Origin of the sequence: Porticoccus sp. (assembly GCF_965660005.1) — a bacterium.
GTDB lineage: Bacteria > Pseudomonadota > Gammaproteobacteria > Pseudomonadales > Porticoccaceae > Porticoccus.
Genome location: NZ_CBFHYF010000028.1, coordinates 1 through 24,719, shown reverse-complemented (window position 1 = coordinate 24,719; position 24,719 = coordinate 1). Strand labels below are relative to the sequence as shown.

Sequence of the window (24,719 nt, the reverse complement as noted above, 5' to 3'; positions counted from 1 at the left end):
TCGTACACGACAACATTTATACCTTTCGCTTTAATGCGTTTCATCACGCCCTGGATGGCGGAGTCCCGATAGTTTGATGAATCTGCTTTCATAACCAGACGATAAATTCCCACAACTTTTGGATTGGCCTTGATCACGGATTCTGCAATGAAATCCTTGCGGGTGGTATTTGCTGAAACGATAGCATTGATCAGGTTGTTTGGAACATCCTGAAAATTGGTGAGTAACTGTTTTGTGTCCTTGGGGAGACAGTATCCTCCGTAGCCAAAAGAGGGGTTGTTATAGTGCTGACCGATCCTGTCATCTAGACACACCCCGTCAATAATTTGTCGGCTATTGAGGTGATGTGTCTCGGCGTAGGAGTCCAGTTCATTAAAGAAGGCAACCCTCATGGCAAGGTAGGTGTTGGCAAAAAGCTTGATCGCTTCTGCTTCTGTGGAGTCTGTCAGTAAAAGAGGGATATGTTTTTTTATTGCACTTTTAGTGAGTAGTTCGGCAAACGCTGCACCTTTCTCACTCTTGTCGCCAATGATGATTCTGCTCGGGTGAAGTGTGTCGTATAAAGCTTTTCCTTCTCGGAGAAACTCCGGTGAAAAGATGATATTTTTTAATAAAAAACGGTCTTTGATTCGCTTGGTATACTCTACCGGCACTGTGGATTTAATGACGATAGTTGGATTTTTATTGTAAATAAGCACGTCTTCAATAACAGATTCTATGCTTTCGGTGTTAAAAAAATTGGTGCGCCGGTCGTAATCTGTCGGCGTTGCAATAATGATGAAATCAGCGTCTTTGTATAAGGATTCCTTGCACGCCGTAGCCGTTAGGCTGAGCTTGCCATGCTGAAACAAGTCGTTGATATCTTGATCTATAACGGGTGATTTTCGCTGATTAATCAGTGCTATTTTTTCTGGAATGATGTCGTAGATCAGGACTTCGTGGTGTCGAGCCAGTAAAACGGCATTTGCCAGACCTACATAGCCAGAGCCTACCACTGTAATTTTCATGAATGCCGCTCCGGATGTCTGTCTTTGTAATACAAAAATTGATTAGAGCAATTTCTATCACTCAAAACAAACGATCCTGATTCAAAAATGCCGATTACCCCAACGAATTGACCACATAGTTCACATAACGCTTGACCTGTACCCCGATGCCCGGTTTTTCGCTGGCAATAACGACGGCTGTCGGTTTACCGGGTTGGTTCTTCTCGCCAGCTGCTGGGGTGCATGTTGGTAATGTTCGGTCAGCAGGCTAGCCAGTACGGTTTTTCTTTCATCGGCGGTGAAGATCAGATGCATCGGTGCGTTGTACTGATATTGCTCTGAATAGTCTTCACCGGTGTAGCTGTTGAAGGACAGGCTGGGGTGAAAGTGCCACAGCCCGACGGGGATGTCGTCCCAGCGGTCATCCCAGGCCCAAGGCGGTTTGGGGCGAGACCAGGCGCGTTTTTCGACGTCATTGGCGGCGAAGAATTTGCCAATCTGAATTGCCCTGCCGCTGGCGTCTGTGCCCAGTGGGATGCTGTCTTCAAACAGGGTGGCGGCGTCTTCCCCGGAGTCGGTGTGGGTTTTTGCCAGTCGGTACCAGGGTTTCAGGCTGGCGAGCCGGTAGCCGATATTGTATTCGGTATGGTCGTTGATGGCGGGGTCAATCCGCTTGTCCGGGTCGCTTTCCAGTCGCAGAATTTTGCTGTTGTCGGCCAGTTCGGCAAAATCTTCTATTGTGGCGCAACGCACGCCGTGTCCCATGCTCTGGACAAACAACACGAGGTGGGTGCCGCCCTCGAACAGGGTGCGGGTCTGGATGGGTTCGGTGCCTTGGGATTCGCCAGTGCGGTTGCAGAGGAAGAAGCGGTTGTGGAACCAGGTTTCTACCAGCGTGACCTGCATGCTGGCTTTATCGATGCGCAGCTGGATGCCTTCGTTGTCGCCGTCGTGAAAGGTGGCGTCAGCGAGGGCTTCCCGCACGGGCAGGTCGTAGTCCTTGACGTGATAGAGAATGTAGGCGTGGTAGTAGGCATCGCTGGTTTCGGCGATCACTTCGCCGTGGACCACGGCGGGCACTGTGCCCCGGCTCGTTGCGTTGCTGACGTTATTGCGCGGATCGGTGTCGCCGTCGAAGAAGATGTCGGTGGGTATGTCCCACAGTGGCTCGTGCCCCATTTTGTGGGGGATGGTGGGGCTGTAGGTGGCCAGTAGCTGGTCATAAAATTGGTCGCGGGGCAGTGTCGGATCGGGTGTCGGGTATGGTTTGTGCTCATAACCGGGCAGTGTGACCTGAAGGTCTGTGTGCCATGCGGGTGGCGTTTCCCCCGATTGGTGGTGCGGGGGGGCAGTCCCGGTCGATGGGTGCGATTGATCGGTGGTGCTGTCGTCCATGAGGTGTGCCATCAATCGGGCGTTGATGACAATCAGTATTTCCAGTCCCAGCAGGATGGACAGTGGCAGGCCGAACAGGCTGTAGAGCAGCAGGCCGAGACTCTTGCCGACACGGGAGTATCCCCGTTCAGCACACAGGCGCGTGGGTAGCCACAGGCAGGCCCGATAAATGGTGATGGGGAACAGCACCACATCCTTGCAGGTTTTCTTTAGCATGAATCGTTATTTTTATAAGGTGGTCGAGTGGCGGGGGCAACTCATCTGTGCGGAGTGTAATCCGGCGAGGGTTCGCTGAATAGATGGCCGGGCCGTGTGTTGCCGTTTTTATGTTGCGGCGGGCTGCCGGGTCACAGGGCGTGGCGTCTGAATACCGGCAGGTGATCGGCCTCCAGACGAATGCCGAGCATTTCGCCGATTTCGTGCTGGTGATGACTCTGCACCAGGCAGAGCACCTTCTGGCCGCTTTCCAGCCGCAGGGTATAGAGGTACACCGGGCCGCGAAAGGCGCGGGCGACAATTTCGGCTTGCAGGTGGCTGTCCTCGACGTGAATGACATCGTCGGGGCGCAGCAGCAGATCGACCATTTTGGTGGGCGAGGTGGCTTCACCGGGCTCCAGGTCGCCGGTAACGATACCCAGTTCGGTGCGCACCTGTTTGTCGTTGATGATCATACCTGGCAGCAGCACGCCCTGGCCGATAAAGTCGGCGACAAACCGGTCGGCGGGGCGGTGGTAGAGATCAAACCCGGTGCCCCACTGGTGTAATGCGCCTTCGCCCAGTACGCCGATGTGGTCGGCCATTGCAAAGGCTTCATTCTGGTCGTGGGTGACCAGAATGGCGGTGATGCCGTCCCTGCGCAGTAGCTGGCGGACATCGCGGGCCAGTTGTTCGCGCAGTTCCGAGTCCATGCTGGAAAAGGGTTCGTCGAGCATCAGGATATCCGGGCGCGGCGCCATGGCCCGTGCCAGTGCGATGCGCTGTTGCTGGCCGCCGGAAAGCTGGTGCGGATACTGGTTGCGGGTGTCCTGCATCTCCACCAGTTCGAGCAGTTCATCAACGCGCTGGCGGCGTTGCCCGCGCGGCATTTTGCGCAGCCCGAAGGCGATGTTCTGTGCCACGGTGAGGTGGGGGAACAGGGCGAAGTCCTGAAACACCATGCCGATATGACGCTGTTCCGGCGGCAGTGTTTTGTCGGGTCCGGAGACGGTGCGGCCACGCAGTTCGATCCGCCCGGCGGCAATTGGTTCGAAACCGGCGATGGCTCTCAGCAGGGAGGTTTTGCCGCAGCCGGACGGGCCGACCAGGCAGGCGATTTCGCCCGCTTCCAGTGAAAAGGAAATGTGTTGCAGGACGCTTTTCCCAGCGTAGTTGATTTGCAGGTCCGTGACGGTGAGTTGCGATGTCATGTCATGGGGTATCCCTGGTGACGACCACCCGGCGGGTCCGGGTAATGGTCCAACTGATCAAGATGACCGGCAGTATACCAGCCGCAACGATAGCCAGGGCAGCGGGTGCAGCTTCGGCGAGGCGTTCATCCGATGCCAGTTCGTAGGCGCGCACGGCGAGGGTGTTGAAATTGAAGGGTCGCAGGATCAGGGTGGCCGGGAGTTCTTTCAGCACATCGACGAACACCAGCAGCAGGGCGGTGAGTAGTGAGCCTTTCAGCATCGGCACATGCACTTGTCTGAGAATTTGCAGTGGGCCGTAGCCGAAGGAGCGACCGGCTTCGTCCATGGACGGGGTGATTTTGCTCAGACCGCTGTCAACGGTTTGCAGCGATACGCCGAGAAACCGGGTCAGGTAGGCAAATACCACGGCCACCACAGTGCCGCTGAGCAGCAGTCCGGTGGAGATGTCGAGATGGCTGCGCGCCCAGCTGTCGATGCTGTTGTCGATGAAGGAAAAGGGAATCATCACGCCCACTGCGATCACCGGGCCCGGCACGGCATAACCCATGCCCGCCAGCCGGACAGCGCTCTGCAGAACCTTGCCCGGAAACAGTCGCTGGCTGTAGGCCAGCAGCAGGGCCAGCAGCAGGGCCAGCAGGGCGGCGTAGCTGGCCAGTTCGAGGCTGTTTTGCACCAGAGTCATGAACCTTGCGTCGAGTACTTGATCGGCGACGTTGACCGTCCAGCTCAGCAACTGGGCAGCGGGCAGCAGGAATCCCAGTGCCACTATACCGAGGCAGAAGGCGCTTGCCATAAAGGCTCGCAGGCCGCGCAGCGGAAAGCGGTGAATATCCTGGTGGCGGCGGCTGGTGTGGTGGTAGCGGGCGCGGCGTCGGGAATAGCGCTCCACCAGAATCAGCACCATCACGAAACACATCAGCCCGGCGGCCAGTTGCGCGGCTGCTGCTGCGCTGCCCATGCCGAACCAGGTGCGAAAAATGCCGGTGGTAAAGGTGGAGACCCCGAAATATTGCACGGTGCCAAAATCCGCCAGGGTTTCCATCAATGCCAGCGATAGCCCGGCGATGATCGCCGGCCGGGCCAGTGGCAGGGCGACGAAGCAGAAGGTCCGCCAGGGGCCGTTGCCGAGGGTGCGGCTGGCATCCAGCACGCAGATGGACTGGTTGAGAAAGGCGGCGCGGCTGAGCAGGTAGACGTAGGGATACAACACCAGCGTGAGCATGATCGCCGCCCCCTGAATCGAGCGAAGATCGGGAAAATAATACTCCCCGTAGCCCCAGCCGGTGAGTTCGCGCAGAGTGGTTTGTGCCGGTCCGGAGAAATCGAGCATGCCGGTATAGGTATAGGCGATGATGTAGGCGGGCATGGCTATTGGCAGCAGCAGGGCCCATTCGAAAAAGCCCCGGCCCGGGAACTGGCACATGCTGGTGAGCCAGCCGGTGCTGACGCCGATCAACAGGGTACCGATGGCGACGCCGAACATCAGCAGCAGTGAGTTGATGATGTAGTCCGGCAGTACGGTGGCGGCCAGATGGCTCCAGATTTCGCCGGTGGGCACAAATACGTAGCTCACCACGACAATCACCGGCAGCGCCAGCAACAGCGCCAGCAGCGCTGCGCCGGTACTGATCAGTGTCTGTTGTTGTCGCGGGGAATCGGGCATGGGGTGGATGGTGCGGCTAGCGCCAGCCGGCGCGATCCATCAGGCGCAGTGCCTGGCCATTGCCGGCACCCAGTTTGTACAGTGCCACCGGGTCCGCCTTGAAGGTGTCCCAGCTGCTCAGTACCGGGCCGATCTCGATGTTGTCGCGGATGGGGTATTCACCATTTTCGTTTGCGTACCAGGACTGCGCGGCATCGGTGCTTAAAAACTCCAGCAGGGCGATAGCGTTGTCGCGGTTGGGTGCCGAGACGGTGACCGCAGCACCGGAAATATTGACGTGGGCGCCGCGATCATTCTGGTTGGGCCAGAAGACGGCCATTTTTTCGGCAGCTGCGCGTTCTGCGGGGTCATCGCTGCTGAGCATGCCCGCCAGGTAATAGGTGTTGGCGATGGCCAGATCGCACTGACCGGCCGCCGCAGCCTTGATCTGGTCGCGATCACCGCCCCGCGGTGGCATGGCGAAATTGGCCACCAGCCCTTTGGCCCATTCCTCTGTGGCGGCTGGGCCGTTGGCGGCGATCAGCGAGGCCACCATGGACTGGTTGTAAACATTGTTGGAGGAGCGAATGCAGATTTTTCCTTTCCATTTGGGGTCGCTGAGGTCTTCATAGCGGTTCAGTTGGGCGGGATCCACTTTGCCTTTGACGTAGAGAATGGGGCGCGCGCGCAGGGACAGACCAAACCAGTGGTTGGTGTCATCGCGATACATCATGGGAATGTTCTGCTCCAGCGTGGCCGATTCAACCGATTGGGTCAGACCGGCTTCTTTGGCCCGATACAGTCGGCCCACATCGGTGGTGAGCAGAATGTCTGCGGGGGAGTTGCGGCCTTCGCTCTCAAGGCGCTGAATCAGGCCGTCGGCATCGCCGGTGATCAGGTTGACTTTGATGCCGGTCTGCTCGGTAAAGGTGTCCAGCAGGGGTTTGATCAGCGTTTCGATCCGAGCGGAGTACAAATTGACTTCAGCGGCGCTGACAAACGCAGTGGAACAGGCCAATATCAGGCCAAAAATACAGTGATGAAAACGCGTGCGGATTTGCATGACACCCTCTTCGGTAGGAGTAGCCCTTGATGGTAATGAGATTTATTATTAAATGGAACAGCCGCATTGAGAAATATGTGGCAGATCATTGCGATGGATCAAATTATTATGCCTCAGTGCGGTGAGTGTCATCGGTTTGAAATAAACGGTGGGAAGCGGCCTTTGTCCTTTCTATAATGGCCGGTGTCGAATGGTCGGGCCGGCAGTGGCTTTGTCTGACCGGATACGCAGACTGAGGCTGGGATAAAAATAACCATGTTGTCGGGCATTTTATACGGGCGAATCCGCCGCGAACGCTGGTCAGTCCGGATTGATCCGGTCGCCGGGTGTCCGCGGTGATACAGGGTGAGGCATGGGCCGTTCTGGCAGTGTTTGTTCTGCTGTTGTCACTCGGTCTGATTTATTGTCTGCGGGGTTTGGCCAGCGGCAGTTTCAGGCGCTATGAGCGGGTGGACCGGCAGGGCGACAGTGCGTTGCTCGGCAGGGCCGTGATGAATTTTGCCGTCTGGTGTGTCGAGCCGCTGGTGTTGCTGTTGCAGCGCTGTTCGGTGACGCCCAATCAGGTTACGTTCGTGTCTCTGTTGTTCGGATTTCTGGCCGCGGTGGCGATTGCATCCGGGCATTTTGGCTACGGTTTTTGCCTGGCTCTGCTGTCCGGTATTGGCGATGTGCTGGATGGCATGCTGGCGCGGTTGCAGGCGGGGGCGGATCGCGCCGGTGTGGTGCTCGATTCCACCATCGATCGCTATGTGGACTTTATGCTGCTGGCCGGGTGTGCACTGTTTTTCCGCCATCATGTCTGGTCGCTGCTGGCCTGCCTGCTGGCCATTCACGGATCGTTCATGATCAGTTATACCACCGCCAAGGCCGAGGCCATGCAGTTGACCGTGCCGCGCGGTGCCATGAAGCGCACGGAACGTTATGTGTATCTGTTGCTGGGGTTGGCGGCCGCAGCATTCTGGCCCCAGGGTCTGCCACTATTGCTGGTGATCTGGCTGTTGGCGGTGCTGGGGAATGTCTCTGCAGCGCTGCGATTCAGGGCGCTGTTTCTGTCGGCGCGGGCGGGCTGACGGATGTTTTTTCGGGCGCAGACATCGGCCGTGGTGGCCACAGCCATCGACTTTCTGGTGATGATACTGTGTTTTCAGGTGTTGGGTTTGCCGCTGGCGTTTGCTGTGGCGGCTGGGCCGCTCTGTGGTGGGCTGGTAAACTTTTTCCTCAATCGCCGCTGGACTTTCAACGCCCACCGTGAGGGCATTGGCTGGCAGATCTACAGCTACATGCTGGTCTGTCTGATTGCCGCCGCAGCCAACGTGGTTGGTGTATTGGCGCTGGTGGCGTATTTTGCGCTGGATTATCTGCCGGCAAGAATATTGGTGGCGACAGCGGTGGCATTGGCCATTAATTACCCCCTGCACCGGCGGGTTGTCTTTGCGACGTCTGGCAGGCTTGTCAGCGACGATTAGATTTTGCTGTTTTGATGCTTAAGGAGCCGAAGTGGAAAGAAAGAAAATAAGAATAGCGGTGGTGGGTGTGGGCAACTGCGCCAGCTCGCTGATACAGGGGATTTATCGCTACCGTTTGCGCGGGGCGCAGGATTCAATCGGTTTGCTGAATTATGAGCTGGGTGGTTACCGGCCGGAGGATATCGAGGTGGTGGTGGCCTTTGATATCGACAAGCGAAAAGTGGGCCGGGATGTCAATGAGGCCATTTTTGCACTGCCGAATTGCACCACCGTATTCTGTGCGGATGTGCCACCTTGCGGGGTGTCGGTTTCCATGGGCAATGTGCTCGATGGCTATTCCGAACATATGGCGAGTTACGGTGATGATCGGACTTTCCTGCCTGACACCCGGTCTCAGCCGGGTCTTGCCGATGTGGTGGCGCAATTGAAGAGCGCGGCGGTGGACGTGGTGATGAACTACCTGCCGGTGGGCTCCCAGAAAGCCACCGAGTTTTATGCGGAGTGCGCCCTGGAGGCCGGTTGTGCCTTTGTCAACAATATCCCGGTATTCATTGCCAGTAATCCGGACTGGGCGGCCCGCTTCAAAGCAAAGCACCTGCCGATTATCGGTGACGATATCAAGGCGCAGCTGGGGGCGACGATCCTTCACCGCACGCTGGGTAACCTGTTCAAGAATCGCGGTGTGAAACTGGAGCGGACCTACCAGTTGAATACCGGCGGCAACACGGATTTTCTGAACATGCTGAACCGTGACCGGCTGGCCTCCAAGAAAAAGTCGAAAACAGAGGCGGTACAGAGCCGCCATTCCGCAGCGGCTGCCCGATGAGAATATTCATGTGGGGCCGAGCGACTATGTGCCCTGGCAGAATGACAACAAGGTCTGTTTTATCCGCATGGAGGGGAAATTGTTCGGTGACGTGCCGATGAATATTGAGCTGCGGTTGTCGGTAGAGGACTCGCCGAATTCCGCCGGGGTGGCCATCGACACCATCCGCTGTGCCAAGCTGGCACTGGAGCGCGGTATCAGCGGGACAGTGGATATTCCCTCGGCATTCTTCTGCAAGCATCCGCCGCGCCAGATTCCGGACGATGAATCCTACGCCGCGCTGATGGCGGATTGGGTTTAGTCCGACAGGTTTTTCAGTTGTATCCGCATCGACAGATCGATCGCCCGGCAGTGCTTGGTCAGGCTGCCGGATGACAGGTAATCGATTCCCTCGATGGCTTTTGCAGAGAGGTTGTCCGCTTCAAGGTTGCCGGAGACTTCCAGTCTGGCGGTGCCCCTGTTCAGGGCGATGGCTGCGCGAATCTGCCCTTCATCGAAGTTATCCAGCATGATGATGTCGGCCCCGGCCTGAAGCGCCTGCTGAAATTCCTCCAGACTTTCCACTTCCACCTCGACGGGTTTTCCGGGGGCGATTTCCCGTGCTTTGCCAACCGCAGCAGCGATGCCACCGCAGGCGGCAATGTGGTTTTCCTTGATCAGAAAGGCGTCATACAGACCGATGCGATGGTTGTGGCAGCCACCCACGGTCACCGCATATTTTTGCGCCAGCCGCAGGCCGGGAAGGGTTTTGCGGGTATCGAGAATCTGGATGGTCGTTCCTTTTACCAGTGCCGCAAACTGTCGCGCAATAGTGGCGGTACCGGAGAGGGTTTGCAGGAAATTCAGTGCCGTGCGTTCGCCGGTCAGCAGGCTGCGGGCCGACCCGGATAGGGTCAGGAGCACTTGTCCGGGTTGCACCTCGTCGCCATCGCGAACCCGCCATTCGATCCCGATAGCGGAATCCAGCTGGGCAAATACTTCATCCACCCACGCCGTTCCGCAAACCACTGCCGCTTCACGGGTAATCACACTGGCTTCGGCATGCTTCTGCGCGGGAATCAGCAGGGCAGTGATGTCACCACTGCCGATGTCCTCGTTCAATGCACGCCTGACGGCATCCCGACGGTCTGCAATGAGTTGTTGTGGATCGATCATGGTGGAGCTCGTTAAGGGGCCATCTGTTGCGAATACGGTGCGGCCAATGCGAGCGCGATTATATCAGTCATGCTGCCGGTGCGCATTGCCGTGGTCGGCTGGGGCGTCTCAGAAAGCCGCGCGTCCAACGCATTCCGCCCCGGCAATAATCCCTGTCAGGCTGTTTATCAGCCACGATCAGGCTATAATCCGGGGAATTCGGATTTCCGGCAAAATAGCGGTTGGCAAGGGCACTGCCATCGGGAATCCTTTCTACCCCTTGGGTAGACAGCAATGCTGCCTGAATATGCCGGAATATAGAGTGTCTCTGTGACAGATGTAGATAAATTATCGCAAGCGTTATTCAGACTGCCCCAGCCTTTACTGGCGCTCAAGGGCCGTGCGCATACATTTTTCGCCGGTCGCATCTCCACCATGTTTGATCAGGTGGACGACACCTTTTTCGATCTCGCCGACCGCGCCGACAACTACCGTCAACAATCCATGTATTTCGATGCGATGCGCCTGATCCGGGTGGAGCGGAAAAATATCGAGCACCAATTCTTTGGTGTGCTCACCCACAGCTTTCAGCAACTGGGACAGCGCCGGGATTCCGGGTTGTCCACCCGGGGAGCCGAGGGGCTGGAAGTGGTGGAGAACGAGCAGCTCGAGGAAATCATTGCTCTGGACACCATGGTGTCCAGAGTGTCGGAGCAGTGCAAGGCGGAACTGGAAGCACTCAACACCCGACTCGGCTCGCTGGTGCCGGCCTCGGTGATCATGAAGAACAATCCGGTTGGGCCGGATGTGATCTGTGAATCCTTCAATAAGGCGGTGTCTCACCTTGCCCTGAAACTGCCGGTCAAGCTGGTGCTGTTCAAGTTGTTTGACCGACAGGTCATGGGACCGCTGAGAGACTTTCTGGTGGAAAGCAACAATCGTCTCCGCGATATGGGGGTGTTGCCTGATCTGGAGCAGTTGCACAAGGCCCGGCTTGAACAGCGTCAGCAGGAAAAGCCCCCGGTGCGTCCATCGGAGTCGGTGGCTGCACCAGTTGCCGGGCATCCTTCCGCTGGAACTTGTGCCGGTCAGGCCAGGCCGGATAATCGCCCGACGGATGGCGTTGCCGACCATGGCCGTCAATCCGATTCCGGTCAGGGCGGGCGCAGTCCGGATGAAGGCAGGCACTACGGGCCGTTACTGTCCCAACTTAAAAACCTGTTGCAGTGGGCACCGGGCAAATCGAGTGTCGGCGCTGCTGAAACCCGTCAGCGAATAGATGGGGAGCAGCTTGCTTTCATGGTGGGAACCCTGCAACAGGACTGGTCCAGCAGGGTCAGCGAGGCTGCTGATGACGGCGAGGGGTTGTTGCAGCTGATTGATGGCTATCTCGAGCAGCAGGGCGAAGCCAGTCTCGGCGGTACTGAGCGAGGGGTTGTCGATTTACTCGACCGGTTGTTTGTCAGAGTCAATCACCAGACAGTTGCCTGTGCCCAGCTGGCGGCGGAATTGCGCAGGATGGAATTGCCGATTCTGCAACTGGCCCTCAAGGACAGCACATTTTTTGACCGGGAAAAGCACCCGGCCAGACGTTTGTTAAACGAAATTGCCGAAGCGGCCATAGGTTATACAGAGAACGTCGATGTTAACGAGGATCCGGTGGCGGGCGATTTCCAGTGTAGCTGATGAGCTTGCCGGACAGTCCCCCGGGGATAATGCCGCGCTGACGCATCTGCTGTTGAATTTTATTGATATGGTGGAGAAGGAGCGACGCCGGGTCGCCGTGCTGGAGCAGCGGTTGATGGAGGAAGTGTCAGCCACTGAAAAGGTCAATCATGCCCATCAGGCTGTGGTCAGGGTGCTGCTGGAACGTGTGAAGGGCAAAACCCTGCCGCGCTTTGTGGTCAATTTTGCCGAGGATGCCTGGTGCAAAGTGCTGTTTCTGAATCATCTGCGGTCCGGTCAGGACTCTGAGGAGTGGCAGGGCAGCGTTCGGTTGCTGGACCGCTTGCTGGAGCTGGTGGCCCAGGGGCAGACGGATGCCGGAGTCATTGCACCGGTACTGGAGACCATCAAGGACAGTCTGGAAAATGTCTCTTACGATGCCTATGACATGGGCCGTCTGTTGGGGTCGATGGAGCAGTATTTTCGCGGTGAAACCATCAGTGGTAGCGAAGAGATCTTGTCTCAGGATGTGTCTGCCAGTCCCCTGCAAGCGGTGCTGGTGGATACCCTCAGAACCAATATTCCGGGCAATCCCGCTGGCGTGGAAGATGACACGTTTGATCCTGTGGATGAGCAATACCTGCGCCGGGCCGACAGTCTCACCAGAGGGGCCTGGGTCGAGATGACCGATGACGGCGCCGATAAGCGGCGTTGCAAGCTGGCTGGGGTTGTGCTGCCCTCTGGTAAATTTATTTTTGTGAACCGCCAGGGTGCGAAAGTGTTTGAAAAACATCGCCACCGGGTGGCGATGGACCTGCAAAGCGAGAAGCTTCGCCCGCTGGAAAAAAATCAGCTGTTTGACCGTGCGCTGGAAGGTGTGGTCGGTGAGATGTGTCAGTCCAGATCGGTGCATTGACTTTGCTTCAGGCTGTCCGCAGTAACAACCCTGCGTTGTGCTGTCCGGGTTGATGTGCCAGAGGATGGGCAGTCCCCAGGAGCTTGACGGGTATTTCAGGTGGCTTTTGTTCAGATAATTTGTTTTCAGGTGGCCTCGCGCCGGGAGCATTGACTATCACCGGTTTTTCCATTGATCCTCAAGGCTGGTTGACGGGCGCGCTGCAGGTGCCCTCGCCAAACTTCAATCAGCGCCCGGCAACAGCGGTGGTTTCATTGCTGGTGATCCACAATATCAGTCTGCCGCCCGGTCAGTTCGGCGGTGCGCATATCTGCGATTTTTTTACCAATGGCCTGGATCCGGAAGCCCATCCCTATTTTTGCGAAATTGCCGACCTCAGAGTTTCTGCCCACCTGTTGATCCGGCGTGATGGTGACGTGGTGCAGTTTGTTTCGCTTCATGACCGGGCCTGGCATGCGGGACAGTCCTGCTTTGAGGGTACGGAAAACTGTAATGACTTTTCGCTGGGAATAGAGCTGGAGGGCTGCGATGACAGGCCCTATACCGATCAACAGTACCAGTGTCTGGCGGCGCTGGTCAGGGTTTTGCTGGCGCACTACCCCAGTTTGTCAAAACAGCGTATTGTCGGTCACAGTGACATTGCGCCCGGGCGTAAGACCGATCCGGGCCCCTGCTTTGACTGGCGGCGATTGAGCGCTGCTCTGGAGGCGTGATATGGAATTTATTGTAATTGTGGTGGGGCTGCTGCTTTTGCGTCAGATGGGTTCGCTGGCGACGATTCAGTCCGATGGCTGGTTTTACCGGTTCTGTGACCAGCTTGCCGGTTGGTCAAAACTTCAGTCGGCTCCCCGTGTGCAGCAGGTGATCACCCTGTTGTTGCCGGTTGTTGTGCTGGCACTGGTGATCGGGTTGCTCGGTCACAGCTGGTTGGGCCTGCCGCAGTTTGTCTTGAGTCTGCTGGTATTTCTCTATGCGCTCGGGCGCGGCAGTCTGGAGCCTGAGGTGGCGAACTACGAGGAGGATCTGGGGCGCGGTGATCAGCAGGCGGCTTATCGCGATGTTGCGGCGCTCAGCCCTGAGCACACCGATGACGTAATGGATGCGGAGCAGTCGCGTCTGGCGGCGCTGGAAGTGATTGCCTACCGCTATTTCGAGCGCTATTTTGCCGTGATGTTCTGGTTCATCCTGGCGGGTGCTCCCGGGGCACTGTTATACCGGTTGTCGGTGATCCGGCGCGACCGCACAGGCACAACCGGCGAATCTGCCGATGCAGAGTGGCTCTGGTTGCTGGAGTGGCTGCCGGTGAGACTGGTGGGTATTTCCATCTGCTTTGTGGGTAACTTTTCGGCCTGTCTCAACCGCTGGCGGCACTCCTTTTTTTCTTCTGCCGGCAGTGCCGAGGTGTTGGGTGGCTATGTGGAACACTCAGTGCCCGAGGGCGAAGTGGTGACCAATGAGGCCGGTGAGGAAATGCCCGCCAACCTTCAGGCACTGTTCACGCGCACCCTGATCTTTGCGCTGTCAATGGTGGCGCTGATGGTGGTGCTGTGGTGAGGAACGGGTCAATCGTGCCAGCGAAACAGCAGGCCCGCGAGCGTGATGAATAGCAGTGTCATGGTGCCCAGTGCCAGCAGCTGAGGGGCTACCTGTATTATTCCGGCCCCTTCCAGCATGACCGCCCTGGCGGCCGACACCAGATGTGTCAAGGGCAGCAGCTGGGAGAGTTGCTGCAACCAGTTGGGTGCATCGTCAAGCGAGAACCACAGCTCCGACAGCAACAGCATGGGAAAGCTGATCAGGTTCAGCAGGCCGTTGGCCAGCTCTTCGCTGGCGGTGCGGGCGGCCATCAGCAGGGAAATGCTGATAATGGACAGATTGCCGATGATGGCGATCAGCAGTAACAGCAGATAGCTGCCGGCCATCATGAAACCGATGAACAGGTGGCAGACCAGAAATACAATGATGGTGACGGTGAGCATGATGCCCAGTCGCGACAGCCCCTGGGATATCAGAAATTCCCAGGCTCTGAGGGGGGTGGCCTGGAGCCGTTTCAAGACGCCGTTTTTGCGATAGCGGACGATGACATAACCAATGCCCCAGAGACCACTGAACATCATGTTCATGGCCAATATCCCCGGAATCACCCAATCGATATAGCGAATTTTTTTCCCGCTGACTTCCTGCTTTTGCCAGTCAGATGGGTTTGGTGATGTTGCGCCGCTCTGAGCCTGGGGGAGCAGCAGCTTTTCCAGCAGTCGGCCTTTGACCGATTCGGTATTGACCCAGTATTGGGACGGCTGGTGGGTGGTGAGCAGGATATCCAGTTGGTGAAACTGGAGCCGGCGCAGAGCCTCCTGTCGGTCGGTGTATTCCACCAGGCCAATGGCGGTTTCTTCCCCAAAGGGGTGTGTATATGCGTGATCGGACGCCCCGTCGATCAACAATCCAGCGCGGAATATCTCCTCGTTTTCGGAAGAGAAGGCAACCGCCAGCACAATCACGATGAAGGGTGTGGCAATAAACGACCAGAACAGGGAGCCTTTGTCACGGTAGTATTCGCGGTTTCTCGCCATCCACAGGGCCAGTATTCGTCGCATGGGCTTATTCCCTTAAATGGTGGCCGGTGAGTTTGAGGAACAGATCGTCCAGTGAGGGATTGCGGACTCGCAGGGAACGCAGGTTGATATTGAGGGCCACCAGCTCGGCGAGGGTTTTTTCGACGTTGGAGGTGGCGATGGCAATGCCGTCTTCACGGACTTCAACCCGGCTGCCAAGGCTTGCCAGGTCATCGTCGAGATCTTCCCGGTTGAGACAGATATAGCTGTCCTTAAAGTGCTGGCGCAACAGGGACTGGGGCGACCCCTCGGCGATGATATTCCCCTTGTCCATAATAATCAGCTGATCGCACAATAGCTCGGCTTCTTCCATGTAGTGGGTGGTGAGCAGCACGGTTTTGCCGCGGGCCTTGATGGTTCGTATCAGTGACCAGAAGTGTCGTCGGGACTGGGGGTCGAGTCCGGTGGTGGGTTCGTCCAGAAACAGAATTTCCGGGTCGTTAATCAGTGCCACGGCCAGCAGCAGGCGTTGGCGCTGGCCACCGGACAGGCGGGTGGCATAGGTGTCCAGGAAATCTTCCAGTTGGCACAGCTCGATCAGTGCTTCAATGGGTGTGCTGTTGGCGTAAAAGCGGGCAAACAGGGCCAGCACTTCGCGGGTTCTGAGGTAGTCCATCAGCGAGGTGGATTGAAACTGTATGCCGGTTTGTTCCAGAAAGCTGCTGTCCCTGGGTTTGCCTTTGTAGTAGATCTGCCCCGAGCTGGGCTTGGTGATGCCTTCCACCATTTCGATGGTGGTGGTTTTCCCCGCGCCATTGGGCCCGAGCAACCCGAAACAGGTCCCTTTGGGGATGGCAAAGGAGATATCATCCACGGCTTTCAGTGAACGAAATGATTTGCTCAGATTGCGTACTTCAAGGATGGCTGTCATGGCGGTGTAGTGTATAGCATCTGCAGGATTATCTGTTAGGGTATCGCCCTGTTTGGAGAGGCGTCGTTATGGCATTGAAGGATGGTACGGCAAGCTGGGGTGAGGCGATGCGGGTCTACTCCAGACCACAGGTCATTGCCATGCTGTTTCTCGGCTTTGCCGCCGGTTTGCCTCTGTTGCTGGTGTTCTCGACACTGACGGCCTGGCTCAGGGATATGGGGATCAGCCGCAGTACGATCGGTTTTTTTGGTTGGGTCGGCATCACCTATTCCATCAAGGTGCTCTGGGCGCCGGTGGTGGATCGCCTCAGGTTGCCGATGTTGACCCGGCTGCTTGGCCAACGACGCAGCTGGATATTGCTCGGCCAGTTGGGGGTCATGCTGGGGTTGGCAGCGATGGTGATGACGGATCCCACCGTATCCCTCACCAGTGTGGCTATCTGTGCGCTACTGGTGGCTTTCTCATCCTCCAGCCAGGATGTGGCGATCGATGCCTTCCGGATCGAATCGGCCATTGATGAATATCAGGGTGCCATGTCGGCCATGTACATCTTTGGTTACCGGATCGCCATGCTGGTTGCCGGTGCCGGTGCGTTTTATCTGGCCGATTGGTCTGACTGGGATACGGCATATTTGTGTATGGCGTTGCTGATGCTGGTGGGGGTGGTGACCGTGTTGCTGGTGAGTGAGCCCGAGCGGGCTATCCCAGTCGAAACCCGGCAGCTTGAATCGGGTCTGACGCATCGCCTGCATGCCGACCGGCCCGGCAGATGGTTCAGGCTGGAAGCCTGGTTTTTGGGAGCAGTAGTGGCACCGTTTGTGGAGTTTTTCCGCCGCAACGGCAGCTGGGCCATTCTGATTCTGTCTTTTATCGGGCTTTACCGGCTCAGTGATATCACCATGGGTATCATGGCCAATCCGTTTTATCTCGACCTCGGTTTCAGCAAAACGGACATCGCCAATGTCGGCAAGCTCTATGGCTTTGTGATGACGTTGGTCGGCTCCTTCCTGGGGGGGCTGCTGGTGGTGCGTTACGGTATTTTCCAGCCTCTTTTCGCCGGTGCGGTGATGGTGGCGCTGACCAATCTGCTATTTGTGAAGTTGGCCCTAGTGGGCGCGGATCTGGCCTGGCTGGCGGTGGCGATCAGCGGCGATAATTTGAGCGGTGGTTTTGCCAATGCCGCTTTTATCGCTTACCTGTCCAGCATGACCAATCGAGCCTATACGGCGACCCAGTATGCGTTGTTCAGTTCGCTGATGACCCTGCCGGGGAAATTTTTCAGCGGCTTTTCCGGCGTGATTGTGGATGCCAGCAGTTACGAGCTGTTTTTTACCTACGCGGCGCTGATGGGGTTGCCTGCCGTGATACTCTCCTGGCTGTTGTGGCGACACGCGCTGGATTCGGGTCAGCCCTTCCAGCCAAAGCCGGACAAATCCACTCTGCCCTGAGTCACGGTGACGCCTTCGTCTTCCAGTCATTTTTTCTGGCGCTGGTGGGATGGGCTGCCCTGCGGGAATGCGATTGAGCCGTCCGCCCTGATGACCCGGTGCCAGGGCAATGTTGATTCTTCGGGAAGCTGGCTGAGGAGTCTGCGGACCTGTCGCGCGCCCCGGGGAAGTTGCGCCAGCGTGGCGACATGCCCGTAACTGGTGACGAATCCTCTGGGAATGGCGTGCAGCACAGTGTAGATCCGCAGCTGGTCATCGTTGGTCATCGTCAATGATAGAAATGTTTTCTTTTGCCCGTCCAGTGTTTTTGCCTTGAATTCAGTGGTGGTTGCCCCCATTTGGTTGGCTATGGGCTCATGGGGATGGCTTTGAAATATCTGTTGCTGCTTTTTATTGTGATGCCGGTTGTCGAGATGTGGTTATTGATCACGGTTGGGCAGCAGATCGGTGCACTGCCTACTATCGGTCTGGTGTTGCTGACAGCGGTGGTGGGTATCTCGCTGTTGCGTAAACAGGGGTTTGCGACGTTGTTCCGGGCGCGACAGAAAATGGATATCGGGGAGTTGCCGGCGATGGAAATGGGAGAAACCATTGTGCTGGCGATTTGTGGAGCGTTACTTCTGACGCCGGGTTTTGTGACGGATGTGCTGGGGTTTGCCGGTTTGATTCCTCCGGTGCGCTTGTGGCTGGTCTCCCGGTTGGTGGCAAAGGTGGTCATTGCGGGCCATCAGGAGCAACGTTTCAATGAACCTTTCTCCCCCGACAAAGTTTCTGAAAACCGCCGTGGCAAGACACTTGAGGGAGAGTTCTGGCGGAATCAGGATAGTGAAAAATGAAGATTGAGCGCGAAAAATATTTTTACAGGGCCCTTGAAATGCTCTCAGGTGCCTCCACATAGTGCATAGCTCGGTAATATCCGGACTCTGTTCTTAATTTAATAGGGTAGAACGTTAAAAGTTGGAGAAAAACACAATGAAAATTCGTCCCTTACACGACCGTGTCGTTATTCGTCGCAAGGAAGAGGAAGAAAAAACAGCCGGCGGCATTCTGTTGCCCGGGTCTGCCAAGGAAAAGCCCAATGAAGGCGAGGTCGTCGCCGTAGGTATAGGGCGAGTGCTGGATAACGGTGAAGTTCGCCCGGTCGATGTCAAAGTCGGTGACAAGGTGGTATTTGGTAAATATGCCGGCAGCGACACCATTGAAATTGATGGCCAGGAACTGGTTATTCTCTCTGAAAGCGATATCAAGGCCGTTATCACTGCCTGATACCTCTTCATACAGTACATTCTATTAGCGCGATTTTTAAGGAAGGTTAATTATGTCAGTCAAAGACGTAAAATTTGGAGATGATGCACGCCACCCGATGCTCGTGGGCATCAATGTTCTGGCAGATGCAGTGAAAGTCACCCTGGGGCCAAAGGGCCGCAACGTGGTTCTGGAAAAATCGTTTGGCGCGCCCACCGTGACCAAAGACGGTGTTTCTGTGGCCAAGGAAATCCAGCTGAAAGACAAATTTCAGAATATGGGTGCCCAAATGTTGAAAGAAGTGGCATCCAGGGCATCTGATGATGCTGGCGATGGCACCACTACGGCCACTGTGCTGGCCCAGGCTATTGTCAATGAAGGCCTGAAGTCCGTTGCTGCGGGCATGAACCCGATGGATCTGAAGCGCGGCATCGATAAAGCCGTAATTGCTGCCGTAGCAGAGATCGCGAAACTGGCGAAGCCCTGTACCAACAACAAGGAAATTGCCCAGGTCGGCACGATCTCCGCTAACAGCGATGCCCATATCGGCGATGTTATCGCCGAAGCGATGGAGAAGGTCGGCAAGGAGGGTGTGATCACAGTAGAGGAAGGCACCGGTCTGGAGAATGAACTGGATATCGTGGAAGGTATGCAGTTTGATCGCGGGTACCTGTCGCCTTACTTTATCAATAATCAGGAGAGCATGAGTGTTGAGCACGATGATGTCTTCATCCTGTTGTTTGACAAGAAGATTTCTAACATTCGCGAGTTGCTGCCACTGCTGGAAGGTGTTGCCAAATCCGGCAAGCCGCTGATGATTATTGCGGAAGATGTGGAAGGTGAAGCACTGGCCACGCTGGTGGTGAACAATCTGCGCGGTATCGTCAAGGTTGCCGCCTGTAAAGCGCCGGGATTCGGTGATCGCCGCAAAGCCATGCTGGAAGATATTGCTGTTCTCACGGGTGGCACGGTGATCTCCGAAGAAGTGGGCCTGGATCTGGAATCTGCTACGTTGGAGCATCTGGGCACCGCCAAGCGTGTGACCATGACCAAGGAGAACACTACTATCGTGGACGGTTCCGGTGATCACGGAGCCATTCAGGGTCGCGTCAATCAAATCCGTGCCCAGATTGAGGATACCTCCTCTGATTATGACCGCGAAAAGTTGCAGGAACGCGTTGCCAAACTGGCGGGCGGTGTTGCGGTGATCAAGGTCGGCGCGGCCACTGAAACGGAAATGAAAGAGAAAAAGGCCCGTGTGGAAGATGCGTTGCATGCCACGCGTGCAGCAGTGGAAGAAGGGGTTGTGCCCGGCGGTGGTGTTGCCCTGATTCGTGCACTGCAGGCGATTGAGTCGCTGAAAGGTGATAACCATGACCAGGATGCCGGCATCAGTCTCGCCCGTCGTGCCATGGAAACCCCGCTTCGCCAGATCGTTACCAACGCCGGTGAAGAAGCCTCTGTGGTGGTGGACAAGGTCAAGCAAGGCAAAGGTAACTTTGGTTACAACGCCGGTAGCGGTGAGTACGGTGACATGATTGCCATGGGTATTCTCGACCCGGCCAAGGTGACCCGTACAGCACTGCAGGCGGCGGGTTCGATCGCCGGTTTGATGGTGACCACCGAAGCCATGGTGGCCGAAGCTCCCCAGGAAAATAACGCTGGTGGTGGCGGAATGCCCGATATGGGTGGTATGGGTGGTATGGGCGGTATGATGTAAGCCGTTCTGCGACTTAACTGCAAAACAGAAAGCCCCGCTATGCGGGGCTTTTTATCTTTGGCGCATTTTGTGACAGAATCAAACCGACATGACGGGCACTCCCGGTTTTTTAATTGCCGTGCCGGGGATTTATCCATAGCCCAATAAGTGCTCAAATGCTTTAATAACAACAAAATCAAATACACCAATAACTTGCTGTCTGTAAGGAGATTCAAATGGAATTCATTAACTTCCTCATCCGCTGGGGACATTTGCTGTTCGGTATTACCTGGATTGGCATGTTGTACTACTTCAATTTTGTACAGGGTGGCTATTTCAAACAGGCGACTCCGGAGGCGTTGTCCGATGCCAAGGCCAAGCTGGCACCGAGCGCTCTCTGGTGGTTCCGCTGGGGAGCCATGTTCACGTTTATTACCGGTGTTTTGTTGCTGGGCGGACTATCCCACAATAACCAATTCAACAACTCCATCGTCATCGCTGCCCTTATGGGTACGCTGATGTTCCTGAATGTCTGGCTGGTGATCTGGCCAAAGCAGCAAATTGCGCTGGGCATGAAAGAGGGTGATGGCCCCGCAGCCGGTGCCAAAGCGCTGCTGGCATCGCGCACGAATGTGTTGTTTTCCGGCCCCATGGCCTTTGGCATGCTGGCAAGCCCCCATGCATCACAGTGGGGTGGAAGTGGTTACGGTACCGGCGTTGGCGGGATTGACCTGATTGTCTGCATCGTCCTCATCGCTGCGCTCGAAGTAAATGCTCTGGTGGGTAAGCAGGGTCCCATGGCGTCAGTGAAAGGCGTCATTCATGCGAGCCTTGGTCTGACCGTGGTGCTATTTGGTATTCTTTACTATCTTTAATTGCTTCATGGCATCAAAAAAGCCGGCCCCGGGGCCGGTTTTTTTGTGCTTGAGATGTATATAATATCGCGCTCCGCCCGGCGGAGATGTGTCCATACTTGAACGATGTTTTGTAACCAAAGGTTAACGCCATCATGACAGACAGGGATTTTAAGCGCTTTGATCCAATCGTGCCCGAGAGTGATGACCGTATCGGTCGGTCTCCGGGCAGTGGAACTGTTGACGACGGCCGCAGGCGAGTGGCGGAACAACCCCCGCCGCCTGGTTCGTCCGGTGGGGGAACCATCGGTCCGGTCTGGAAATTTCTGGTGCTGGTACTATTGTTGGGGCTTGCTGGAATGAGCTATCTGCTGGTTCAGGAGAAGGGCCGCCTGGCTCAGTTGCAGTCCCGTTTTGACGAGCTGGAGGTGAAGATCGTTTCCACGGATGAATCCCTCAATCAGTCCGGAGCCACCCTTGGCATGAAAATCCGTGAGCATGAAGAAACACTGGATAAGCACTGGTCGGAAATTCGTAAATTGTGGGGCGTTTCCTTTGATACAAACCGCAAAAATATTGAGTCGCAGGGGGCAACTCTCACTGCACAGGAGAAAACCATTAAAGGGTTGCAGGCATCCGCTGCGGAGCGCAAGCAGGAGATTGCCGGCATGGCCGGCAAGGTTGAAAAGGCTGGGCAATCGGCAGAAACCGCAGCCAGTTCCGCCATGGCAGCCAAGCTTGAGGTAAATGATTTAGTCGATCGGTTGCAGGCTATATCCACCCGGCTCAATGCAATCGATAAGACTGTCAAGGACGCGAGTTCCCGTACCTCGGCCAATGAAGAGGCGATTCGTGCCATCGATGCCTATCGGCTCCAGGTCAATCGTGATCTGCAGTTGATCAAGCAGCAGCTGAGTGCTCCCGCAGGCTGATGGCCAATGACTGAAACCATTTCGGGTAAATGCCCGCCTGAGAGAGCGATATGACTGTAATTCGACAAGACGATCTGATTGATAGCGTGGCCGATGCGCTGCAATTTATTTCCTACTACCACCCGGTGGATTTTATCCAGGCAGTGAATGAAGCCTATGAGCGGGAGGAATCCCAGGCTGCCAGAGATGCCATGGCACAGATTCTGATCAACTCGCGCATGTGCGCCATGGGACATCGCCCGATCTGTCAGGACACTGGTATTGTTAATGTGTTCGTCAAGGTCGGGATGAATGTGCAGTGGCAGGGCGACATGAGCGTCACTGATATGATCAACGAAGGTGTGCGTCGGGCTTATAAAAGTCCTGACAACGTGTTGCGGGCCTCGGTGTTGGCGGATCCGGACGGTGCCCGCAAAAATACCGGTGACAACACGCCGGCGGTGATCAATTACGAAATTGTGCCCGGTGACACGGTGGAAGTTGATGTGGCCGCCAAGGGCGGTGGCTCGGAGGCGAAATCCAAATTTGCCATGTTGAATCCTTCCGATTCGGTAGTGGACTGGGTGCTGGAGCAGGTGCCGAAGATGGGTGCCGGTTGGTGTCCCCCCGGGATGTTGGGTATCGGTATCGGTGGTACGGCCGAGAAAGCGATGCTGCTGGCGAAGGAATCGCTGATGGAGCCAATCGATATACACGAGTTGCAGGCCCGCGGGGCCTCCTGTCGCGCAGAGGAGTTGCGTCTGGAATTATTTGAAAAGGTGAATAACCTCGGTATTGGCGCCCAGGGGCTGGGTGGCCTGACCACAGTGCTCGATATCAAGGTCAAGGATTTTCCTGCCCATGCGGCCAACAAGGCCGTTGCAATGATTCCCAACTGCGCTGCCACACGCCATACCCATTTCAAGCTGGATGGCTCTGGTCCCGCTTATCAGATACCGCCGGATCTCAATGACTGGCCAGATATTGCCTGGGAAGTGGGCGACAGTGTTCGCCGTGTCAATCTTGAAACTGTTACCAAAGAGGACATCAAGGCCTGGAAAACCGGTGAGACCCTGCTGTTGTCCGGCAAAATGCTGACCGGACGGGATGCCGCCCATAAACGGATGGTGGACATGTTGGCCAAAGGTGAAAAACTGCCGGTGGACATGACGGGCCGGTTTATCTACTACGTCGGCCCCGTGGACCCGGTCAGGGATGAGGTAGTGGGGCCCGCTGGCCCGACCACTGCAACCCGGATGGATAAGTTTACCCGCACCATGCTGGAGCAGACCGGGCTGATCGGTATGATTGGCAAAGCCGAGCGTGGACCGACCGCGATTGAGGCGATCCGTGACAATGAAGCCGTTTATCTGATGGCAGTAGGCGGTTCAGCCTACCTGGTATCCAAGGCGGTTACCGCGGCTAAAGTGGTGGCGTTTGAGTATCTGGGTATGGAGGCGATCTACGAGTTTGAGATTGTCGATATGCCGGTGACGGTGGCGGTGGATTCGAAAGGCGAGTCGGTACACCAGACTGGTCCAAAAATCTGGCAGGCCCTTATCGAAGAGCGTCAGTTGGTCATCTGACAGGCGGGTTGTATAATTTTCAGGCAAGCGGGTTAGACAATTTTTTTAAAAAGAACAGGTTCACAGGAAAAAAATTTTATATGTAGTAAACTGCTTTATGTTACTTTGGTAACGAGGCGAGGAGCCTGGTTTTCTTAAATTGGAATTAATGGTGGATATTATGAAAAAGATTTCAGCTGTGATGGGTACACTACTCTTGACCGTATCAGTATCAGCGTCAGCGCAGACCCCTGAAGGTTTGTATTTGGGCCCGTCGCTCGGTTACTACTATCTGGACAGTGATCGTGTGATCAGTGGACATGATGAATCGGGTGTTTTGGGGTTGAATCTTGGTTATCGTTTTTCAAATGATTGGGCTCTGGAAGCGAGCTATGGTCATGATATCGCCGATGCAGATCTCGAAGTTTCGCAGATCAACGCCTATTACTGGTTTGGCGAAGATGACGGAGGCTGGCGTCCATACATGCTGGCAGGTGTTAGCTACTACGATCGCAGTGGCAGCAATGAAAACAACCTGCAGCCTGAAGAAAAATATACCCACCAGGTACAAATCGGTGTTGGTCTTTCCAAGATGATTGCCGAACAGTGGGAATTCCGTGGTGATGCACGTTTGCACAGCAAAGTGAGAGAAGGCGGTTTTCAGGGTGTTAACGACGGTTCCGTCAACTTGGCTGTGAATTACTACTTTAACAAGCCGGTGGTCCCGGTTGCTGCGGAACCTGCCCCGGCCCGTGAGCCAGAGCCACCTGCAGTAGAGCCTGAAAAACGCACGATCACCGTTCGTTTGAATGTTGAATTCGAATTCGACAAGGCAATTGTTCGTGCCATTTACGGTGATGAACTACAGGCAGTTGCCAGTGCGATGAAAGTCCATGACGACATCACTCTGGAGCTTGAAGGCCACACTGACGCGCGTGGTTCCGATGACTACAACCAGGGGTTGTCAGAAGCCCGTGCGGCAGCGGTTAAAGCAAAAATCGTTGAAGAC

The 24,719-nt window shown here is 56.0% G+C and carries 25 protein-coding genes; 16 read left to right on the top strand and 9 right to left on the bottom strand.

The genetic code is table 11. The features are described from left to right. From ACTF5G_RS07225 to ACTF5G_RS07205, 5 genes are all read right to left on the bottom strand, one after another. Positions 1–1,007 (bottom strand): nucleotide sugar dehydrogenase (locus ACTF5G_RS07225; protein ID WP_438952151.1); only part of this gene is annotated, 1,007 nt, incomplete at its 3' end. Positions 1,008–1,127: 120 nt separating this feature from the next. Beyond that, positions 1,128–2,597, bottom strand: a complete 1,470-nt coding sequence (locus ACTF5G_RS07220; RefSeq protein WP_438952150.1) for a hypothetical protein — start codon at positions 2,595–2,597, stop codon at positions 1,128–1,130. 131 nt (positions 2,598–2,728) lie between these two features. Then, entirely contained in the window at positions 2,729–3,787 is a 1,059-nt protein-coding gene (locus tag ACTF5G_RS07215; protein ID WP_438952149.1) for an ABC transporter ATP-binding protein, read from the bottom strand. 1 nt (position 3,788) lies between these two features. Continuing rightward, positions 3,789–5,453, bottom strand: a complete 1,665-nt coding sequence (locus ACTF5G_RS07210) for an ABC transporter permease (protein WP_438952148.1) — start codon at positions 5,451–5,453, stop codon at positions 3,789–3,791. A 16-nt stretch (positions 5,454–5,469) separates the two neighbouring features. Next, positions 5,470–6,495 (bottom strand): Fe(3+) ABC transporter substrate-binding protein, encoded by a 1,026-nt coding sequence (locus ACTF5G_RS07205; protein WP_438952147.1) that lies wholly within the window; start codon positions 6,493–6,495, stop codon positions 5,470–5,472. Between the two features lie 326 nt (positions 6,496–6,821). Here ACTF5G_RS07205 and ACTF5G_RS07200 point away from each other — a divergent pair, with 326 nt between their 5' ends. The 4 genes from ACTF5G_RS07200 to ACTF5G_RS07185 are packed head-to-tail and all read left to right on the top strand — an operon-like array spanning position 6,822 to position 9,088. Then, on the top strand, positions 6,822–7,565 hold the full coding sequence (locus tag ACTF5G_RS07200; RefSeq protein ID WP_438952146.1) for a CDP-alcohol phosphatidyltransferase family protein: 744 nt from the start codon (positions 6,822–6,824) through the stop codon (positions 7,563–7,565). A 3-nt stretch (positions 7,566–7,568) separates the two neighbouring features. Further along, positions 7,569–7,961 (top strand): GtrA family protein, encoded by a 393-nt coding sequence (locus ACTF5G_RS07195; protein WP_438952145.1) that lies wholly within the window; start codon positions 7,569–7,571, stop codon positions 7,959–7,961. A gap of 31 nt (positions 7,962–7,992) precedes the next feature. After that, positions 7,993–8,787: an inositol-3-phosphate synthase gene (locus tag ACTF5G_RS07190; RefSeq protein ID WP_438952144.1), complete on the top strand. Its 795-nt coding sequence runs from the start codon at positions 7,993–7,995 to the stop codon at positions 8,785–8,787. 10 nt (positions 8,788–8,797) lie between these two features. Beyond that, a complete protein-coding gene (locus tag ACTF5G_RS07185) occupies positions 8,798–9,088 on the top strand; it encodes a hypothetical protein (RefSeq protein WP_438952143.1) in 291 nt (96 codons plus the stop codon). Here ACTF5G_RS07185 and nadC read toward each other — a convergent pair. Then, complete coding sequence (gene nadC / locus ACTF5G_RS07180; RefSeq protein WP_438952142.1) at positions 9,085–9,942, bottom strand: carboxylating nicotinate-nucleotide diphosphorylase; 858 nt, start codon at positions 9,940–9,942, stop codon at positions 9,085–9,087. The two genes, ACTF5G_RS07185 and nadC, sit on opposite strands and share 4 nt — an antisense overlap. A 309-nt stretch (positions 9,943–10,251) precedes the next feature. Here nadC and ACTF5G_RS07175 point away from each other — a divergent pair, with 309 nt between their 5' ends. From ACTF5G_RS07175 to ampE, 4 genes are all read left to right on the top strand, one after another. After that, positions 10,252–11,607 carry a DUF1631 family protein gene (locus ACTF5G_RS07175; RefSeq protein ID WP_438952141.1) on the top strand — a complete coding sequence of 452 codons (1,356 nt, stop codon included), beginning with the start codon at positions 10,252–10,254 and terminating at the stop codon, positions 11,605–11,607. Beyond that, complete coding sequence (locus tag ACTF5G_RS07170; protein WP_438952140.1) at positions 11,564–12,502, top strand: DUF1631 family protein; 939 nt, start codon at positions 11,564–11,566, stop codon at positions 12,500–12,502. The genes ACTF5G_RS07175 and ACTF5G_RS07170 overlap by 44 nt, the downstream gene beginning before the upstream one ends. Before the next feature lie 149 nt (positions 12,503–12,651). Beyond that, positions 12,652–13,215 carry a 1,6-anhydro-N-acetylmuramyl-L-alanine amidase AmpD gene (gene ampD / locus ACTF5G_RS07165; protein ID WP_438952152.1) on the top strand — a complete coding sequence of 188 codons (564 nt, stop codon included), beginning with the start codon at positions 12,652–12,654 and terminating at the stop codon, positions 13,213–13,215. 1 nt (position 13,216) lies between these two features. After that, the gene (gene ampE, locus ACTF5G_RS07160) at positions 13,217–14,056 is read left to right on the top strand and encodes a regulatory signaling modulator protein AmpE (RefSeq protein ID WP_438952139.1); all 840 of its coding nucleotides are present in this window, start codon (positions 13,217–13,219) and stop codon (positions 14,054–14,056) included. Between the two features lie 8 nt (positions 14,057–14,064). Here ampE and ACTF5G_RS07155 read toward each other — a convergent pair whose 3' ends face one another. Together ACTF5G_RS07155 and ACTF5G_RS07150 are read right to left on the bottom strand one after the other, a co-directional pair. Beyond that, entirely contained in the window at positions 14,065–15,099 is a 1,035-nt protein-coding gene (locus tag ACTF5G_RS07155; RefSeq protein WP_438952138.1) for an ABC transporter permease, read from the bottom strand. A 4-nt stretch (positions 15,100–15,103) separates the two neighbouring features. Continuing rightward, a complete protein-coding gene (locus ACTF5G_RS07150; protein ID WP_438952137.1) occupies positions 15,104–15,988 on the bottom strand; it encodes an ABC transporter ATP-binding protein in 885 nt (294 codons plus the stop codon). Positions 15,989–16,056: 68 nt separating this feature from the next. Between ACTF5G_RS07150 and ACTF5G_RS07145 the strand changes: the two genes are divergently transcribed. Next, complete coding sequence (locus ACTF5G_RS07145) at positions 16,057–17,436, top strand: AmpG family muropeptide MFS transporter (RefSeq protein ID WP_438952136.1); 1,380 nt, start codon at positions 16,057–16,059, stop codon at positions 17,434–17,436. Between the two features lie 26 nt (positions 17,437–17,462). On the opposite strand, the gene ACTF5G_RS07140 is transcribed toward ACTF5G_RS07145, so the two are convergent. Continuing rightward, entirely contained in the window at positions 17,463–17,774 is a 312-nt protein-coding gene (locus tag ACTF5G_RS07140; RefSeq protein WP_438952135.1) for an MGMT family protein, read from the bottom strand. A gap of 24 nt (positions 17,775–17,798) precedes the next feature. On the opposite strand from ACTF5G_RS07140, the gene ACTF5G_RS07135 reads away from it, so the two are divergent. From ACTF5G_RS07135 to ACTF5G_RS07105, 7 genes are all read left to right on the top strand, one after another. Then, positions 17,799–18,272, top strand: a complete 474-nt coding sequence (locus ACTF5G_RS07135) for an FxsA family protein (protein ID WP_438952134.1) — start codon at positions 17,799–17,801, stop codon at positions 18,270–18,272. 136 nt (positions 18,273–18,408) lie between these two features. Continuing rightward, on the top strand, positions 18,409–18,702 hold the full coding sequence (gene groES / locus ACTF5G_RS07130; RefSeq protein WP_438952133.1) for a co-chaperone GroES: 294 nt from the start codon (positions 18,409–18,411) through the stop codon (positions 18,700–18,702). Positions 18,703–18,754: 52 nt separating this feature from the next. Beyond that, positions 18,755–20,401 carry a chaperonin GroEL gene (gene groL, locus ACTF5G_RS07125; protein ID WP_438952132.1) on the top strand — a complete coding sequence of 549 codons (1,647 nt, stop codon included), beginning with the start codon at positions 18,755–18,757 and terminating at the stop codon, positions 20,399–20,401. A 215-nt stretch (positions 20,402–20,616) separates the two neighbouring features. Further along, positions 20,617–21,255, top strand: coding sequence for an antitermination protein NusG (locus ACTF5G_RS07120; RefSeq protein WP_438952131.1), 639 nt, complete (start codon positions 20,617–20,619; stop codon positions 21,253–21,255). A gap of 134 nt (positions 21,256–21,389) precedes the next feature. Then, on the top strand, positions 21,390–22,166 hold the full coding sequence (locus tag ACTF5G_RS07115) for a hypothetical protein (protein WP_438952130.1): 777 nt from the start codon (positions 21,390–21,392) through the stop codon (positions 22,164–22,166). 50 nt (positions 22,167–22,216) lie between these two features. After that, positions 22,217–23,731, top strand: coding sequence for a fumarate hydratase (locus ACTF5G_RS07110; protein ID WP_438952129.1), 1,515 nt, complete (start codon positions 22,217–22,219; stop codon positions 23,729–23,731). A 160-nt stretch (positions 23,732–23,891) separates the two neighbouring features. After that, a partial coding sequence (locus ACTF5G_RS07105; RefSeq protein WP_438952128.1) for an OmpA family protein occupies positions 23,892–24,719 on the top strand: 828 nt, incomplete at its 3' end.

Coding starts and splice junctions, on each gene's coding strand:
- ACTF5G_RS07115 (WP_438952130.1), top strand. CDS start 21,390: ATGACAGACAGGGATTTTAAGCGCTTTGATCCAATCGTGCCCGAGAGT.
- groL (WP_438952132.1), top strand. CDS start 18,755: ATGTCAGTCAAAGACGTAAAATTTGGAGATGATGCACGCCACCCGATG.
- ACTF5G_RS07195 (WP_438952145.1), top strand. CDS start 7,569: ATGTTTTTTCGGGCGCAGACATCGGCCGTGGTGGCCACAGCCATCGAC.
- ACTF5G_RS07205 (WP_438952147.1), bottom strand. CDS start 6,495: ATGCAAATCCGCACGCGTTTTCATCACTGTATTTTTGGCCTGATATTG.
- ACTF5G_RS07140 (WP_438952135.1), bottom strand. CDS start 17,774: ATGGGGGCAACCACCACTGAATTCAAGGCAAAAACACTGGACGGGCAA.
- ACTF5G_RS07170 (WP_438952140.1), top strand. CDS start 11,564: ATGTTAACGAGGATCCGGTGGCGGGCGATTTCCAGTGTAGCTGATGAG.
- nadC (WP_438952142.1), bottom strand. CDS start 9,942: ATGATCGATCCACAACAACTCATTGCAGACCGTCGGGATGCCGTCAGG.
- groES (WP_438952133.1), top strand. CDS start 18,409: ATGAAAATTCGTCCCTTACACGACCGTGTCGTTATTCGTCGCAAGGAA.
- ACTF5G_RS07215 (WP_438952149.1), bottom strand. CDS start 3,787: ATGACATCGCAACTCACCGTCACGGACCTGCAAATCAACTACGCTGGG.
- ACTF5G_RS07120 (WP_438952131.1), top strand. CDS start 20,617: ATGGAATTCATTAACTTCCTCATCCGCTGGGGACATTTGCTGTTCGGT.
- ACTF5G_RS07110 (WP_438952129.1), top strand. CDS start 22,217: ATGACTGTAATTCGACAAGACGATCTGATTGATAGCGTGGCCGATGCG.
- ACTF5G_RS07150 (WP_438952137.1), bottom strand. CDS start 15,988: ATGACAGCCATCCTTGAAGTACGCAATCTGAGCAAATCATTTCGTTCA.
- ACTF5G_RS07210 (WP_438952148.1), bottom strand. CDS start 5,453: ATGCCCGATTCCCCGCGACAACAACAGACACTGATCAGTACCGGCGCA.
- ACTF5G_RS07220 (WP_438952150.1), bottom strand. CDS start 2,597: ATGCTAAAGAAAACCTGCAAGGATGTGGTGCTGTTCCCCATCACCATT.
- ACTF5G_RS07155 (WP_438952138.1), bottom strand. CDS start 15,099: ATGCGACGAATACTGGCCCTGTGGATGGCGAGAAACCGCGAATACTAC.
- ACTF5G_RS07135 (WP_438952134.1), top strand. CDS start 17,799: ATGGCTTTGAAATATCTGTTGCTGCTTTTTATTGTGATGCCGGTTGTC.
- ACTF5G_RS07145 (WP_438952136.1), top strand. CDS start 16,057: ATGGCATTGAAGGATGGTACGGCAAGCTGGGGTGAGGCGATGCGGGTC.
- ampE (WP_438952139.1), top strand. CDS start 13,217: ATGGAATTTATTGTAATTGTGGTGGGGCTGCTGCTTTTGCGTCAGATG.